This is a genomic window from Planktotalea frisia (assembly GCF_001890925.1).
GTDB lineage: Bacteria > Pseudomonadota > Alphaproteobacteria > Rhodobacterales > Rhodobacteraceae > Planktotalea > Planktotalea frisia.
The window spans coordinates 14,625-31,171 of the sequence record NZ_MLCB01000155.1 but is presented as its reverse complement, the minus strand read 5'-3'; the positions used below and the strand labels follow the sequence as shown (position 1 = coordinate 31,171).

General features: G+C 54.0%; 13 protein-coding genes. 2 read left to right on the top strand and 11 right to left on the bottom strand.

Translation table 11 applies throughout. The features are described 5' to 3' along the window. The first annotated feature begins 120 nt into the window (after positions 1-120). Positions 121-1,224, top strand: a complete 1,104-nt coding sequence (locus PFRI_RS13310; RefSeq protein WP_111445529.1) for a polysaccharide biosynthesis/export family protein — start codon at positions 121-123, stop codon at positions 1,222-1,224. Positions 1,225-1,229: 5 nt separating this feature from the next. Next, positions 1,230-3,272: a capsule polysaccharide biogenesis protein gene (locus PFRI_RS13305; protein WP_072631196.1), complete on the top strand. Its 2,043-nt coding sequence runs from the start codon at positions 1,230-1,232 to the stop codon at positions 3,270-3,272. A gap of 2 nt (positions 3,273-3,274) precedes the next feature. Here PFRI_RS13305 and ribD read toward each other — a convergent pair whose 3' ends face one another. The 11 genes from ribD to PFRI_RS13250 all read right to left on the bottom strand — a co-directional run bounded on the left by ribD (position 3,275) and on the right by PFRI_RS13250 (position 16,408). Beyond that, on the bottom strand, positions 3,275-4,369 hold the full coding sequence (ribD, locus tag PFRI_RS13300) for a bifunctional diaminohydroxyphosphoribosylaminopyrimidine deaminase/5-amino-6-(5-phosphoribosylamino)uracil reductase RibD (protein ID WP_483878469.1): 1,095 nt from the start codon (positions 4,367-4,369) through the stop codon (positions 3,275-3,277). Next, positions 4,366-4,833 (bottom strand): transcriptional regulator NrdR, encoded by a 468-nt coding sequence (nrdR, locus tag PFRI_RS13295; RefSeq protein WP_072631194.1) that lies wholly within the window; start codon positions 4,831-4,833, stop codon positions 4,366-4,368. Before nrdR ends, ribD begins: the two co-directional genes overlap by 4 nt. Before the next feature lie 158 nt (positions 4,834-4,991). After that, complete coding sequence (locus tag PFRI_RS13290; protein ID WP_072631193.1) at positions 4,992-5,264, bottom strand: HlyU family transcriptional regulator; 273 nt, start codon at positions 5,262-5,264, stop codon at positions 4,992-4,994. Between the two features lie 16 nt (positions 5,265-5,280). After that, a complete protein-coding gene (gene rpoD, locus PFRI_RS13285) occupies positions 5,281-7,263 on the bottom strand; it encodes an RNA polymerase sigma factor RpoD (RefSeq protein ID WP_072631192.1) in 1,983 nt (660 codons plus the stop codon). A gap of 163 nt (positions 7,264-7,426) precedes the next feature. Then, positions 7,427-9,382: a DNA primase gene (gene dnaG, locus PFRI_RS13280; protein ID WP_072631191.1), complete on the bottom strand. Its 1,956-nt coding sequence runs from the start codon at positions 9,380-9,382 to the stop codon at positions 7,427-7,429. A 36-nt stretch (positions 9,383-9,418) separates the two neighbouring features. Beyond that, positions 9,419-9,736: a hypothetical protein gene (locus tag PFRI_RS13275; protein ID WP_072631190.1), complete on the bottom strand. Its 318-nt coding sequence runs from the start codon at positions 9,734-9,736 to the stop codon at positions 9,419-9,421. A 52-nt stretch (positions 9,737-9,788) separates the two neighbouring features. Further along, on the bottom strand, positions 9,789-10,322 hold the full coding sequence (locus tag PFRI_RS13270) for a sarcosine oxidase subunit gamma (RefSeq protein WP_072631189.1): 534 nt from the start codon (positions 10,320-10,322) through the stop codon (positions 9,789-9,791). Further along, positions 10,315-13,245: a sarcosine oxidase subunit alpha family protein gene (locus PFRI_RS13265; protein WP_072631188.1), complete on the bottom strand. Its 2,931-nt coding sequence runs from the start codon at positions 13,243-13,245 to the stop codon at positions 10,315-10,317. Before PFRI_RS13265 ends, PFRI_RS13270 begins: the two co-directional genes overlap by 8 nt. Further along, positions 13,242-13,514: a sarcosine oxidase subunit delta gene (locus PFRI_RS13260; protein ID WP_072631187.1), complete on the bottom strand. Its 273-nt coding sequence runs from the start codon at positions 13,512-13,514 to the stop codon at positions 13,242-13,244. The genes PFRI_RS13265 and PFRI_RS13260 overlap by 4 nt, the downstream gene beginning before the upstream one ends. Positions 13,515-13,591: 77 nt before the next feature. After that, positions 13,592-14,845, bottom strand: a complete 1,254-nt coding sequence (locus PFRI_RS13255; protein WP_072631186.1) for a sarcosine oxidase subunit beta family protein — start codon at positions 14,843-14,845, stop codon at positions 13,592-13,594. A 132-nt stretch (positions 14,846-14,977) separates the two neighbouring features. Continuing rightward, complete coding sequence (locus PFRI_RS13250; protein ID WP_072631185.1) at positions 14,978-16,408, bottom strand: Glu/Leu/Phe/Val family dehydrogenase; 1,431 nt, start codon at positions 16,406-16,408, stop codon at positions 14,978-14,980. Between the last annotated feature and the right edge of the window lie 139 nt (positions 16,409-16,547).

Here is a 16,547-nt window from a genome sequence, read left to right as displayed (position 1 = left end):
TGACCAGATCGCTGCATGACCAACAATCCTCAAACACCAGATTTGACAATAACTCACCGAGCAGTGATATCCTTAACATCCAGATGGGCGAAATCCGCCTGCTTACTGGCTGCTGTGGCGATGGTATCGTCATGCGGTCTGCCACGCGTGGGACCCAACAAAAAAGAGATCTACGAAGGCTCAGTGCAGCGTTCGGGCGATGCCTTCGTGGTGTCGGTCAATGACCGCGTCACGCGCGCCACTTCCGTTGTTCCAAGTCTCGGCTTTTCCGCGTCTTTCCAAAACGCTGGTGAAATCGGCTCTGATACGATCCGTCCCGGCGACACGCTTGGTCTGACGATTTGGGAGAACGTGGATGATGGTTTGCTTGCGGGCGAAACATCCAACTCTACCTTACTTGAAGAAGTGCAGGTTGATGGCGCTGGCTTCATCTTTGTTCCATATGCAGGGCGCATTCGCGCCGCTGACAATTCACCCGAAGCCATTCGCCGCACGATCACGCGTAAGCTCGAAGAGCAGACGCCAGATCCTCAGGTCCAAGTACGTCGCCTTGCGGGTGACGGCGCAACGGTCTCGTTGGTCGGTGCAATCGGTGGTCAAGGCGTTTACCCGATCGAGCGCCCTACCCGCACATTGTCCGCTATGCTTGCGCGCGCTGGTGGTATCGCGATTGAACCCGAGATTGCCCAGATCACTGTGATCCGCGGCAATCAAAAGGGCAAAATCTGGTTCCAAGACCTCTATAACGATCCACGTATGGACATTGCTTTGCGCGGCGGTGATCGCATTTTGGTTGAGCAGGACACGCGTTCGTTCACCGCTCTTGGTGCCACAGGTGCTCAAAGCCGTGTTATTTTTGAAAGCCAGACTTTGTCTGCTGTCGAAGCCCTTGCTCAGGTTGGCGGTTTGGTCAGCACCTCGTCTGATCCCACAGGTGTGTTCATTTTCCGCAATGAACCCGCAGAACTTGCCAATCGCGTTCTGGGTCGCAACGATCTCGTTGGTGCGCAGCGTTTCGTTTACGTTCTCGATCTGACACGTCCAAACGGTATGTTCCAAGCGCGTGATTTCGTCATCCGTGACGAGGACACCGTCTACGTCACCGAAGCGCCATTCACGCAATGGAGCAAAGCGATTGCAGCGGTTACAGGCTCGCTCACAGCAGTGGGTAGCCTTGGAACAACAGCCACCACGCTGGGCGTTGGCGCAGCCAGCGGCGGCTAACGAGCATGCGGGCTAAGCCCTTGAATACAGCCGCCGACGCCGATACGCGTCGGCGGCTTTTTATCTACAATGGTGGTTTTTTGAAAGAACGGCGCGTGCGTCGCATCCTTTCGCTTGCAGGGTATGATATTTCGCTGGGCTTGCCCAAAGAGGGCGATTTTGTCGGGGTCTGGGGCCATAGCCCGACATCGCATCGCGGCGAGGCACAGGCCGAAAAACGCGCAGCACCAATCATCCGCGTAGAGGATGCTTTCTTGCGTTCCGTCCTGCCCGGGCGCTCTGGAACGCCCCCGCTCGGACTGACGATCGATCACAAAGGCATGCACTACGATTCTGAACAGCCATCTGAGTTGGAAGAACTGCTGACGTCGCACCCACTCGATGACACGCATTTGATGAACCGCGCACGCACCTGCATTACACGCCTTCACGAAGCGCATTTGACGAAATATACAGGGTTTGATCCGACAACACCCTGCCCTGAACCTGGTTATGTGCTTGTTCTTGATCAAACTTTGAACGACGCCTCTGTCCTGAAAAGCAACGCGGACCGCGGCACATTTCTTGAAATGCTTGTTTTCGCGCAGGAAGAGCATCCCGGGAAAAAGGTCTTGATCAAAACGCATCCCGACACGCTTGCAGGTCATCGTGAGGGATATTTCAGCACTAGTGACGTTAATCAGAACGTCAAATTTTTCACTGATCCCGTTTCACCGTGGACCTTATTGGAAGGCGCAGCAGCGGTTTACACCGTCTCGTCTCAACTAGGATTCGAAGCAATTTACGCGGGTCATAAGCCACGCGTTTTTGGACAGCCCTTTTACGCAGGATGGGGTCTCACAAATGACGAGCGACCTGTGCCACGTCGCCAGCGCAAACTCACGCGCGCGCAACTCTTTGCGGCTGCGATGATCCTTTATCCCAAGTGGTATGATCCTTACCGCGATGAATTATGCACATTAGAAACCGCAATTGACACGCTAGAGGCGCAGTCACGTGCTTGGCGCGAAGATCACAAAGGGTGGGTCGCAAGTGGTGTAAGGCTCTGGAAACGCATCCCTTTTCATCAAGTGTTCGGACAAATCAAACCACTTCGCTATGAAGACGAGGAAGCGAAACTCGCGGACACGATCACCGATGGTCGTCGTCATATGGTGTGGGCCAGCGCCAAAAACGCGCCTGTCACCAATCAAACGGTACGGGTTGAGGACGGCTTTCTACGCTCCAAAGGGCTTGGGGCAGAGCTGATCGCCCCCCTATCTCTCGTGCTCGATGACCTTGGAATTTACTATGACCCAACGCGTTCAAGTCGCCTTGAAGAAATGATCCGCATGCGCGCGTTGCTGAGGCCTGATCAAAAAGAGCGTTCAGAACGGATGATCCAAGCGCTCAAACGCACGAAATTGAGCAAATATAATGTGGGTCAAACAGAGCTTGCTGAACTGCCCACAGGCCACCGTATTCTTGTTCCCGGCCAAGTCGAGGACGACGCGTCTATTGTCACCGGCACCAAAGCCGTCAGCACCAATCTGGAACTTTTAAGCGCCGCGAGACGTGCGCGTCCAAATGCCATCATCCTCTACAAACCTCATCCAGACGTAGAGGCCGGTTTGCGTAAAGGGTTGATCGAGAAAGATGATTTAGCAGAACTTTGTGATTTGGTTTTGCACAAAAGCGATTCCATTGCGGCAATAGAAGCCGTCGATGAAGTCTGGACCATGACCTCTTTGCTCGGGTTTGAAGCACTCTTGCGCGACAAACCAGTGACCTGTTTGGGCACGCCGTTTTATGCGGGTTGGGGGCTGACAAATGATCTCGGTGCTGTGCCCGCACGACGCAGTTTGCAAATCAGCTTGGAGAGCTTGGTCCATGCGACGCTCATCGACTATCCACGCTACTTTGATCCAATAACGAAGTTAGCCTGCCCTGCTGAGGTCGTGCTCGAGCGGCTCGCGACGGGCACTCTGCCAAAGCCCGGCTCCTTCAATCGTATCACCGCAAAACTGCAAGGCTTGTTTGCAAGCAAAGCGCATCTTTGGCGGCGCTAAAGTCAGCTACGCTCCCAAACATGTTCGATGTCATCACCAAGCTTGCGATGCGATACCAGCTTGAGCCGCGCTGCATGAGCCAACACATCCAAATCCAAAGCCGCAACGCCTGCCTGTCCGTCTCCACCGATTACAACGCCAGCTGTATGGATGACCAACCGATCAACCAAATCAGCGTTCAACAAGCTCGCCGCAAGCGTTCCGCCGCCTTCACAAAATACTCTCGTCAGCCCTTTGGATCCTAAATTATTCAACAAGCTTAGAGGATCAAGGCCAGACTCAGAGCTTTCACAAGCAATCAACTGCGCCCCTTTTGAGCCCCAAGCCTTTTTCCGCTCAAGCGGCGCGTTAGGTCCATGGCAAAGCCAAACAGGAATCTCCTGAGCCGTTTTCGCCAACGTATTTTCGGTAGGGATATTCAAACCCTGAGAAACAACAATTCGAACGGGTTGATGCGAGATACCCAGTCCACGCACCGTCAAAGACGGATCATCCGCTCGCACCGTCCCTGCCCCAACAAGGACGGCATCATAGCGCGCGCGCATCATGTGCACAGCACGGCGCGCGTTTGGCCCGGTGATCCACTGACTATCGCCCGTGCGCGTTGCAATCCGCCCATCAAGCGTCAGCGCGAGCTTGAGAGTTAAAAGTGGGCGACCGAATTGTGTCTTTAGAAAAAAGCCAGCGTTAAGCTGTGCTGCCTCTTGCGCACACAAACCCGTTTCAACTGCAATTCCAGCGTTTCGCAACTGCTCAAAACCGCGCCCAGATACGCGCGCGTCGCTATCTTCCATCGCGCCCACGATCCGCGCAACGCCAGCCTTGATCAGCGCTTCGCTGCAAGGCGGGGTTTGCCCGTGATGCGCGCAGGGTTCCAAAGTAACGTAAGCCGTCGCGCCTTTCGCTGCGTTACCAGCTTGCGCGAGAGCAACGGTTTCAGCATGCGGACGTCCGCTTGGCTGCGTCCAGCCTCGACCAACAATCTGGCCGTTATTTACAAGTATGCAGCCCACCGCGGGGTTGGGCCAAGTCACACCAAGGCCCCGCCGCGCGAGCGACAGGGCCATTTTCATGTAAGCGTGATCGCTTAAGTTCACTCTTCCGGAGCTACGTGAGGACGCAACTCTGAAACGAATTTGTCAAAGTCATCCGCCGCTTGGAAGTTCTTGTAAACACTCGCAAAACGCACATACGCCACCGTGTCGATGCGCGCGAGCGCTTCCATCACGATCTCGCCGATCTGCTTTGATCCGATGTCCGTTTCGCCCATGCTTTCCAGCCTGCGCACGATACCAGAGATCATTTGATCCATCCGCTCCGGCTCGACCGGACGTTTCTGAAGTGCTATCCGAATGGAGCGTTCCAGCTTGTCGCGATCAAAATCTTCACGACGTCCGTTCGATTTAATCACCACCAAATCGCGCAATTGAACGCGTTCATATGTTGTGAAACGCCCGCCACACGCCGGGCAAAACCGCCGACGCCTGATCGATACGTGATCCTCGGCCGGACGCGAGTCCTTTACCTGAGTGTCTATATTTCCGCAAAATGGGCAGCGCATGGCCGTCCCCCTATAACTGTCTCTGCCTCTGGCTGTGGGTTTACCCCACTTATCCACAGGCTTTATAGGTCGCCCGCTAGAGTTTGGGTAGAGTGTATTTGGGGGCGCAGCATCTAGTGTGGCGCGTAAGACTCAGAAAGCTGCGACTGAGCCAGTCGTTAAAACAGCCGTTCACCCAGCTGGTCAATCATCTGCTTGGCTTTGCCAATTGATGCGTCTCGGCACTGCTCAACGTCCGCTATCGTGTCGGCGCGAATAAGGCGATGGGATTTCAACTCACCATCCACCTCTTTTTCGATCACTGCACACAAACGAAAGCCTTGGCTTTCCTTCATCGGTGCAGGCGTGATGCGAAAGCCCTGATACTCAACTGAGGTATCAACAGGGCTTTCGCTTTTCTTGGAACCGAAAAGTCGTGAAAGAAGCGACATGTCAGCCTACCTTAGTTTACTGATCCAGGAAGCTGCGCAGCTTGCGCGAGCGGCTTGGGTGCTTGAGTTTACGCAGAGCTTTCGCTTCGATCTGACGAATACGTTCGCGCGTCACGCTGAACTGCTGCCCCACCTCTTCGAGCGTGTGATCGGTGTTCATGCCGATGCCAAAACGCATCCGCAAAACACGCTCTTCACGTGGCGTGAGCGAGGACAGAACCCGCGTTGTCGTCTCTTTGAGGTTTTCCTGAATGGCACTGTCCAAAGGCAGCACAGCATTCTTGTCTTCGATGAAATCGCCAAGCTGGCTGTCTTCTTCGTCACCAATCGGTGTCTCCAAAGAAATCGGCTCTTTCGCGATCTTCATAACCTTGCGCACTTTTTCCAGTGGCATTTGCAGCTTGGCTGCCAATTCCTCTGGTGTCGGCTCGCGGCCAATCTCGTGCAGCATCTGACGACCTGTACGCACCAGCTTGTTGATCGTTTCGATCATGTGAACCGGGATACGAATTGTACGCGCTTGATCTGCAATCGAGCGCGTAATCGCCTGACGGATCCACCATGTGGCGTAGGTCGAGAATTTATAACCGCGACGGTATTCAAACTTATCAACGGCTTTCATCAAGCCGATGTTACCTTCCTGAATAAGATCAAGGAATTGCAGGCCGCGGTTTGTGTACTTTTTAGCGATCGAGATAACCAAACGCAGGTTCGCTTCGACCATTTCTTTCTTGGCCTGACGCGCTTCTTTTTCGCCTTTCTGAACCTGCTGCACAATGCGGCGGAATTCAGAGATATCTAGACCAACGTACTGACCAACTTGTGCCATGTCGCCACGAAGCTCTTCCACTTTGTCGGTGGAGCGTTCGATGAACATTTGCCAGCCACGACCGGCCTTGCCGCCCATCTCTTCAAGCCAGTTCGGATCAAGCTCGCGACCACGATACGCATCGACAAATTCACGACGGTTAATGCGCGCTTGGTCGGCGAGCTTTACAATTGAGCTGTCGATGCTCATCACACGGCGGTTGATGCCGTACAGCTGGTCGATCAAAGCTTCGATACGGTTGTTGTGCAGGTGCAATTCATTGACCAACAAAACAATTTCAGAGCGTAACTTCTGGTAGCTACCTTCTTCTTTCGCGGAGAAGCTGTCATCTTCGTTCAGCGTCGCCGAGATACGGCTATCCTGCATCGCAGCCAGCTTTTCGTAATCCCCTGCAATAACGTCAAGCGCCTCAAGGACTTGAGGCTTCAGCGCAGCTTCCATCGCGGCAAGCGACATGTTCGCCTGCTCGTCTTCATCATCATCGTCGTCATCAATCGCAATCGGGTTACCGTCCGCATCAAGCTCTGCACCGCCCTCGGTCCTCGGGGCCGTTGCTGAATTTGCAGCAGTTGGAACAACAGGTGTCGTCTCTTCTTCGCCCATCTGATCGCCAAAAGTCGCCTCAAGGTCGATCACATCACGTAGTAGAATATCCTCGGAAAGAAGTTCGTCACGCCAGATTGTAATCGCCTGAAAGGTCAGCGGGCTTTCACAAAGCCCAGCAATCATCGTGTTACGACCCGCTTCAATACGCTTTGCAATCGCGATCTCGCCCTCGCGGGACAGCAACTCAACAGAGCCCATCTCACGCAAATACATGCGGACAGGATCGTCGGTGCGATCTAGCTTTTCTGAGGTGCCAGCAGAAACGGCGACATCTTTGTTGGTGCCAGCAGCAACAAGATCGGTGGCGCCTTTGTCTTCTTCTTCCGCGTCTTCGTCGTCTTCTGTAACCTGAATGCCCATCTCTGAGAGCATCGACATCACATCTTCAATTTGGTCAGAGCTCACTTGATCAGGGGGAAGCACGGCGTTCAACTGATCATACGTGATGTAGCCGCGCTCTCGCGCATCGGCGATCATTTTCTTAACGGCAGTTTGGCTCATGTCGAGCGAGTGTGCCGTTTCCTGATCGTCGGATTTACGGTCGTCATTGTCCTTGGCGGCCATGCAGATGCTCCCTTTTGAGGTGTTAACCTCGAATTGCGGCTACTGAGTCGTTTGGGTCCTCAGGCGAATGGCTGATTCGCGATAAACGAATCATAGTACTCTTAAGTGATTCGAAAACCCGTCTACCCTGATTTCTTTACCTATTCCTCACCAAAATGCCAATTCATGGTACTTTGGGAACATTCAATTTTCCTAAAAGAGCATCAAATGCGCTTTTTTCCTCACGGCTGATTCGCGCGCCATTCGGGGCTGTATCGTATTCTGCCTTATCTTCATGCTCGCTGCGCATCGCAAGGTTACGCGCTTGCGCGGCTTGCCCCAATCGCCAAGTGACGCTTTCATCGGCGAGTCCCACGAGGTCTTCTGCCGCTTCTGCAACTTCAGCGCTTAGGCCCTGTTCAGCTTCCAGCTTGGCCAACTCCTCGGAAATGGTCATCAAAGCCATCTCTGTATCGCCGGGCTTTCGCACGCAGGGTGTGATAGCCACATGGCCCGCGTTGAGCAGTTTTTCAAGGTTTTCCAACCCGCGCGCGTCGATAATCTTTTCGCGCAACACCTCTGCGCCACGATGAGCGTGGCTCAAAATCAGATCAAGCAGTGCGTTATGTTCCTGAGTGCTAAGCTGCAACTCTTCGAGTTGACCCTCAAACTCTGAAACGACTTCAGGCGTGCAGATCAAACTCGCTATGATCACCGCTTCGCGCATTTGGCGTTGAGTATCCTCGCCAGCCCCTGCCAAAAGCGAGGCTTTCGTATCAGCCGTCGCCTTGGTCGGTGCTTTTTGACGCCAATCGCCTTTCTTCCAGTTGGCCTTTTTAGGACCACCAGAAGTGCCAGAGCGGAACAACTGCCAGCGCATATCCTTGATCGCTTGCCCATAATGCGAGCGAATAGACGGATCACGGATCAGCATGATTTTCTCGCGCAAAGCCTTGTCGAGCGAAGCTTTGCGTTCAGGACTGTCGAAATTGCGCCCTTCCGTTTCTCTATCCCAAAGCAGTTGCACCATAGGCATCGCCGCATCCAGCACCTGCTGAACCGCTTGCGGCCCTTTCGCTCGGATCAGATCATCAGGATCTTTCCCATCCGGCATAAGCGCAAAGCGCAGACTTTTGCCTGCTTCAAGCAGCGGCAAAGCAAGATCGATCAAACGTTGCGCCGCACGAAGGCCAGCCTTGTCGCCATCAAGCGCGATAATTGGTTCATCCGAAATGCGCCACAAAAGATGCAGCTGACTGTCAGTTATCGCTGTGCCTAACGGCGCGACGCAGGCACCAAAACCGCCCTCTGCCAAAGCTATAACATCCATATACCCTTCTGCGACGATCAGTGGCGCGCCCTTACCAGCGGCCTCCCGCGCGGGGCCATGATTATAAAGGCTACGGCCCTTATCAAACAAAAGCGTTTCTGGAGAGTTAAGATATTTTGCATTGTCATTGGGATCCATCGCGCGCCCGCCAAAGGCTGTACAGCGCCCACGCGCATCACGAATAGGGAACATAATGCGGTTGCGGAAGGTGTCATAAGGCTTGCCGCCCTTGCTAGAGGGCTTGCCAAGGCCCGCTGCCAGGACTTTCTCTGGCGAGACACCTTTGCTGCTCAGATGATCCCAAAGACCCTGCCACGCGTCAGGTGCAAAACCGATCTCGAACCGATCGAGCGCTGCGCCAGCCAAGCCACGCTCGTCAAGATAGTTTCGCGCATCTGCACCACCGCCAGTACGAAGCTGCAAACGGAAAAACTGCACCGCTTGCTCCATCACCTCGGCCAGTTCAGTGCGCTCATCTGATTTTTGTTGCGCTTGCGGATCGCGCTTAGGGACTTCTAGACCAGCTTCACCCGCAAGAATTTCAATAGCTTCCATGAAGCCGACATTTTCAGTCTCACGCACAAACGAAATCGCATCGCCCTTAGCCTGACATCCAAAGCAGTAGTAAAACCCCTTACGGTCATCGACATGAAAAGACGCTGATTTTTCTTGGTGGAACGGACAAGGTGCCCACATGTCACCCTTGCCCTGATTGGACTTTCGCGAATCCCACATGACTTTGCGCCCAACAACCTGTGATAGGCTGAGACGCGTGCGAAGTTCATCAAGGAAACCGGGGGGTAAACTCATAGGGCTAGTATCCGCCGCGCAAGGATCAGAGTCCAGTTAGCCTTTGTAGCCTTTGCACTGCTCAGAGAACGCCGCTTCCACATCTTCGGAAAGCTGTTCCTTATTAAGGCCGTACACGAACGCGCTGAGATACGGCATCATCTGCAAATGGGTCACTTGGTCGTCCTCATACTGCGCTGCGACCATCAAGCGAGCCTCTTCTTCTGAGCTGCCATCGATGCGCAAATCCGCCATTTGCTGACTCGCATAGGCCAGCTCTTCGCAGAACTTATCTTTTTTTGATTTCGCAGCCGCAGGCAAAGCAATACATGTGCTGATAACGGCCAACGTGACCAAGCGCTTGAAATGACTCATAACAAATCTCCCGTTTTCTTGGGACACTATGTAGGTCACCGTCTTGAGAAAGTCACCCACGCGCATCCAAAAGGTCCATCGCGCGCGAAATTTCGTATACCATTGTGCCTGTCATGGACCGAAACGACAAAAGGCGAAACACGTCTTTGCCCGTTCGCGTTATATGCAGCGGCATATGCCCAAGTTGTGAGCGCAGCGCATGGCCCCGCTTGAACGTCGCTGCGCGCAGATCAACGGGAACAAGCCGCGCAAGTACCGCTTCGCTCTTATCCCCTTTGATTTCCAGAGCGCACCAAGCGTCGCTTTGATCCGTTATCGCAGCTTTGCCTTTCACGGCGTCATCAACATCAAACCCTATCGCAAGGTATTGGCCTTGGCTGAACCACACCAATTCAGCACCCAGTTTCCCAACCGTACGCCCAGCTTTAGGCAAAACCATCCCAAGCAAAGCTTCTACAGCTACAATCTGACCTTCAAACGGCGCAACCGAGGTGAGTTGGCCCAGCGCAAGCTCATTGAGCGACACGCCGCTTCTAGATGTCGGCAAGAGTCCATTGGCAGGTGATGTCGCGAGCAAATTAACCACGTGTCTTACCCCCTTCAGGATCATGAAAAACTGGTCCACAGACTTCGCACAAGGTTTCAATCCCGCGCATGTGATCTACCAGCTTCACTGTTTCCCCATGGCGCGCGCGCCCATTTTTAAGGAACCCAAGTCCCAGAAAACTCTTTTCCGTGGGTGAAAACCCAACAGAGGTCACATAGCCCTGCGAATTGATGCGGGTCACGTCGGCCTCTGCCTCAAACAGATGCGCCCCAGCGGTTAACTGCTTTACAGCGCCTACAGGTTTCAACCCGACAAGTTGTTCACGCTCTGGCCCATTCAAACCCGGACGCGCCGCCATTGTCTGGCCGATGCAGTCCTTTTTCGCAGATACAATGCGCTCCATGCCGATATCAAAGGCCGTTACGCGCCCATGAATTTCCGCGTGGGTGATAAAGCCCTTTTCGATGCGCAACACGTTTAGCGCTTCCATACCATAGAGCCCGCCGCCCAAGCCGTTGGCATGGTCACTCAATACGTCGAATAAAGCAGCACCGTAGCGCGCAGGCACAGCAATTTCGTAAGCGTGCTCACCAGAGAACGAAATTCGGAACAGGCGTCCCTTCACATCCCCTATCGAGACGTCGCCACAGGCCATGAATGGAAAGCTCTTATCATCAATCGTTTGATCTAGTAGCTCATTCAGCAATTCGCGCGACGTTGGTCCAGCAACTGCAAACTGCGCCCATTGCTCCGTCACAGATATCATCGACACATCCAGTTCAGGGCGCAAACACTGGTGCACATATTCAAGATGGCGCATCACTGCGCCCGCGGCAGCCGTCGTCGTTGTCATCAAATAGTGCGTATCGGACAGGCGCGCAGTGGTGCCATCATCCATCACAGTGCCATCTTCACGCAGCATCAAGCCATAACGCACACGCCCCGGCTTTAGCGTGCTGAAGGTGTTGGTGTAAACAAAGTCGAGGAAAGCAGCCGCATCAGGCCCCTGCACATCAATCTTGCCAAGCGTGCTTACATCACAGATGCCAACACTCTCTCGAACCATATTCACTTCGCGATCACAGGACTGACGCCAGCTCGTTTCTCCCTCAATCGGGAAATAGCTCGGACGATACCACATCCCCGCTTCGATCATCGGTGCGCCCAGCGCGACAGTGCTCTTATGTGAGGTGATCAATCGCTCTGGCGCAAAGCCTTTGCCTTCAGCCCCTGCCCCCATCGCGGCAATCGGAACTGGTGTGTACGGTGGACGGAAGGTCGTCGTCCCCGTCTCGGGAATACCGCGCCCTGTCACATCGGCTAAGATCGCCAAAGCGCCGACATTAGAGTTCTTACCTTGATCCGTCGCCATACCCTGCGTCGTGTAGCGTTTCATATGCTCAACCGAGCGAAAATTCTCTTGCGCGGCTTGTTTGACGTCTTTCACAGTCACGTCGTTCTGGAAATCTAGCCATGCCCGCCCAGTTCCACCCACAGCCCAAAGCGGCGTCATGCGCACGGGGGTATCTTCAGCCTCAGGCAGATCTGCGGCAGCCCCACGTTTGCCCAGCGCTTTTAGCGTTTCCATTGCCGCCACTTGCCCTTCAAGCAAAGCGCCATGTGTAGAGAATGTGCCGTTACACGCGCCAGCCGTCAGCATCCCCGGGATCATCCCCTCACGCGGTACAAAACTGGCTATATCCTTGCGCCATTCAGGTCGCCCATTCATATGGCAGGTCAAATGCACAGATGGGTTCCAGCCACCCGACAGCCCTAAACAATCCGCCGCAATCTTTTCCACACCGCTTTGCGTACGAACGCTGATAGACTCAAGCCCTTTGCGCCCTCCACTGCCACAGACCTGCGAGCCTGTGAAAATCGGGAAATCACCTGTCGGCGTTACGTCCCAGCGGCTATCTATCAATGCGGCCACATGCACACCTGCGTTGTGCAGATCATGCGCAGTGCGATGCGCGTCGTCATTATTGCCAAACACCACAACATCGCGCCCAGGGGCGACACCCCAACGGTTGAGATAAGAACGCACAGCGCTCGCGGTCATAATCCCCGGTCGGTCGTTGTTTTGGAACGCCACTGGCCGCTCCAACGCCCCAGCAGTCAAGATCGAACGTTTCGCCACAATCCGCCAGAAACACGCACGCGGCGCTTTACTGCCTACAGGCAGATGCGCATTCACGCGCTCTAACGCGCCGTAGGTTCCTTGATCATAAACACCTGTGACGGTCGTGCGGTTCATGATGCGCACGTTGTCCATGCTCTCGAGTTCGCCAACCACATCAGCAGCCCATTCATGCCCAGCGCGTCCATCAACCTCATGGGTCTCGCTCAGCAAACGCCCACCCGCGCGCGTATCCTCATTTGCAAGGATCACATCAGCACCCGCGCGCCCCGCTTCCAAAGCCGCCATCAAACCCGCAGGCCCAGCGCCGATGATCAAGACATCGCAAAACGCGAACGCCTTTTCATACTCAGCGTCATTGGATTTACCACTGAGCCCGCCAAGACCCGCAGCACGGCGGATCACAGGCTCATATAGCTTTTCCCAAAACGCGCGCGGCCACATGAAGGTCTTGTAATAAAAGCCAGCACTCAAGAACGGCGCAGCCAAATCGTTCACCGCCATTGCATCAAATCCAAGCGACGGCCAAGCATTCTGTGACCGCACAACCAAACCTTCGTAGATCTCTTGGACAGTCGCACGCACGTTCGGCTCTACATCGCTACCGCGATATACACTCACCAAAGCGTTGGGTTCTTCACTCCCCGCTGTCAGCACACCTCTTGGACGGTGATACTTGAACGAACGCCCCATGAGCCGTTGATCATTCGCAAGCAGCGCTGAGGCGACGGTATCCCCTGCAAATACTTGATAGCTGTTGCCGTCAAACGTGAAATTCACGCGCTGTGTGCGATCAATCAGACCTTTGTTTCCAACTCTCATGACATTGCTCGCTTCACATCCGCTGCCAATGCTGTCTCTAGGATTTCATGGCTTACAGTATTACGCGTTACGACAATCCATGCTGCGCATCCGGCCTCGTGCTGCCACAAATCGCGTGTCACACCTGCGGGATTGTCGCGGTTGTGCACATAATCGTCCCATGCTGCCTCTCCCGCGTCAGGATCGGGGCGCGCTAAAGCAACCGCATCACCTACATAATAAAACTCGCGGCGATCCCGCTCTCCACACACCGGACACTTCAGACGCATGTCATCCCCTTTAGAGCACCACTGCTCTTCATCTTGCCAATTAAACTCACACCAAAGGCTCTCATAGCCTCAAGCCCTTAATGAAGGTTATGTTGAGAGCCGGTGCCCTCTTCATCCATCAAACCAACACCTGTGCGAAAACGATCCAGTCGAAAGCCTGTCGCCTCGGAGTGATGTTGATCCGTCGCAATCAGATGCGAGAACACGGACCCAGATCCGGGCACGGCCTTGAACCCGCCATAGCACCAACCCGCATTCACATAGAGCCCGTCGATATGGCTTTTGTCGATAATCGGGCTTCCGTCGGGTGTCATATCCATAATCCCCCCCCACGAACGAAGCACCTTGGCTTCGCCAATCATTGGCATCAGGGTCATGCCAGCTTCCATCACATGCTCTTTCATCGGCAGGTTCCCCCGCGATGCATAAGACGCATAAAAATCAAGATCGCCGCCAAAGACCAAACCGCCTTTGTCCGATTGGCTGATATAAAAGTGCCCCATGCCGAAACTGATCACGTGATCGATAACGGGCTTTAGCCCTTCTGTTACAAAAGCTTGCAACACATGGCTCTCAATCGGCAAACGCATCCCGGCCATTGCGGCCACCTGACCTGAACGCCCTGCGACAGTCATACCAATCTTTTTGGTCTTGATCGCACCGCGCGTGGTTTGCACACCTGTGACTGCACCATTTTCGATATCAATGCCGGTCACTTCACAGTTCTGGATAATATCAACGCCGCGCATATCCGCACCGCGCGCAAACCCCCAAGCGACGGCATCATGACGCGCAGTTCCTCCGCGCGGATGCAAAAGGCCGCCATAAATCGGAAAGCGTACATTGTCGAAATCAAGATACGGCAGATGCTTGCGCACGCCTTCACGGTCCAAAAGGACTGCATCGTCGCCCTGATTCACCATCGCATTGCCGCGCCGCACGAACGCATCACGCTGCCCGTCCGAGTGGAACAGGTTAATCAACCCACGCTGAGAGTGCATAACATTGTAATTAAGGTCTTCTTCCAAGCCTTCCCAAAGCTTCAGCGAATGGCTGTAAAACTCTGAGTTCCCATTCAGGAAGTAGTTTGCGCGCACGATGGTCGTGTTACGCCCTACGTTACCCCCGCCAATGTAGCCCTTTTCGAGAACTGCAATATTGGTGAGCCCATGGTTCTTCGCCAAATAATAAGCGGTCGAAAGACCATGCCCACCGCCGCCAATGATGATGGCGTCGTATTCGGCCTTTGGTTCAGGATCACGCCAATGCGCGCCCCAGCCCTTATTGCCTGTTAGACCCTCTTTGAGAATGCGAAGTGCTGAAAACCGCATGCCTCTCTCCCTGACGTTACAGGGTTTGAATTAAGCGGGATTCGAGAAGACACGCAACGCCTCAGCGACATTGCGTGTCCTTTTTAGATCATCCGAGCGTTGAACGATAAGAAAGCTCTGAACTTTTTACCTTCAAAGCCCTTTCGCACGGTAGCTTGCAGCGACTTTACTGATCGAGACAAGATATGCCGCAGTGCGCAAATCTTCTACGTCATCGCGCCCATGCCAGACTTCTGCCATCGCTTGGTAAGAAATACGCATCGTATCATCGAGACCAGAGCGCACGAGTTCCAACTCATCCGCACCGCGCAAGTATTTCTCTTTAAAGTTAGGTGACAGCTGCCATCCAAGATTCTTGTCCGCGCTCAACCGCTCGAGTTCATCTACAACCAGCTGATGACGCCCTTCTTCCTGACGACGCTGCATTCTGCCGAAACGAATGTGGCTCAGGTTTTTCACCCACTCAAAGTAACTGACAGTCACACCCCCAGCATTCGCATACATGTCCGGGATAATCACAGCTCCCTTCTCGCGTAAAATATCATCGGCACCCGCAGTCACCGGACCATTCGCAGCCTCAATAATCAGCGGAGCTTTAATGCGCCCGGCATTTCCAAGGTTGATAACACCCTCTAGCGCCGCAGGAATTAGGATGTCGCACTCTTCCTCCATCACCGCAGCACCGTTTTCAACGTAGCGCGCGTCTGGATAGCCGCTCACGCCCCCATGCTCGGTGATCCAAGCGCGCACGGCTTCTACATCAAGACCTGCATCACTATACAGACCCCCATCATGCTCGATGATGCCGGTAATCTTACTGCCGTCTTCTTCGCTCAGAAATTTAACCGCGTGATAGCCAACATTCCCAAGTCCCTGCACAATCACGCGCTTACCATCAAGCTTGCCTGACAGTCCTGCTTTGGCCAATCCTTGTGGATCGCGGAAAAACTCGCGCAGCGCGTATTGTACGCCGCGACCTGTGGCTTCAACACGTCCCGCAATGCCGCCTGCATTTAAAGGCTTACCTGTAACACAGGCTTTTGCGTTAATGTCGGTCGTGTTCATGCGGGCATATTGATCCGCGATCCACGCCATCTCACGCTCGCCCGTGCCCATATCTGGCGCTGGCACGTTTTGTGCAGGATCAATCAGGTCGCGCTTGATCAACTCATAAGCAAAGCGACGGGTGATCAGTTCAAGCTCGTGCTCGTCATACTGGCGCGGATCAATCCGCAAGCCGCCCTTGGAGCCCCCAAAAGGTGCCTCAACCAAAGCACATTTATAGGTCATCAACGCAGCGAGCGCTTCTACCTCGTCCTGGTTCACGCCCATGGCAAAGCGAATACCGCCTTTCACAGGTTCCATATGTTCGGAGTGCACAGAGCGGTACCCTGTAAATGTCTCAATCTTGCCACGCAACCGAACCCCAAAGCGGACAGTGTAGGTCGCATTGCAAACACGAATTTTCTCTTCAAGCCCAGGCGGCAGGTCTAACAAGGCCACAGCCCTATTAAACATCATATCCACGCTTTCGCGGAAACTTGGTTCATTCGCGTTCGTCATACCTATCTCCTGTAATTAGACGTCAAGCCTTGATTAGGTTTGATAATACAATCCTACAGTGAATCCGTTAACATAAGCGACTTAATTGAGACCTATCTTACGAGAAGAACCCGATTCTTTCGCTAATTTGGGACTGATG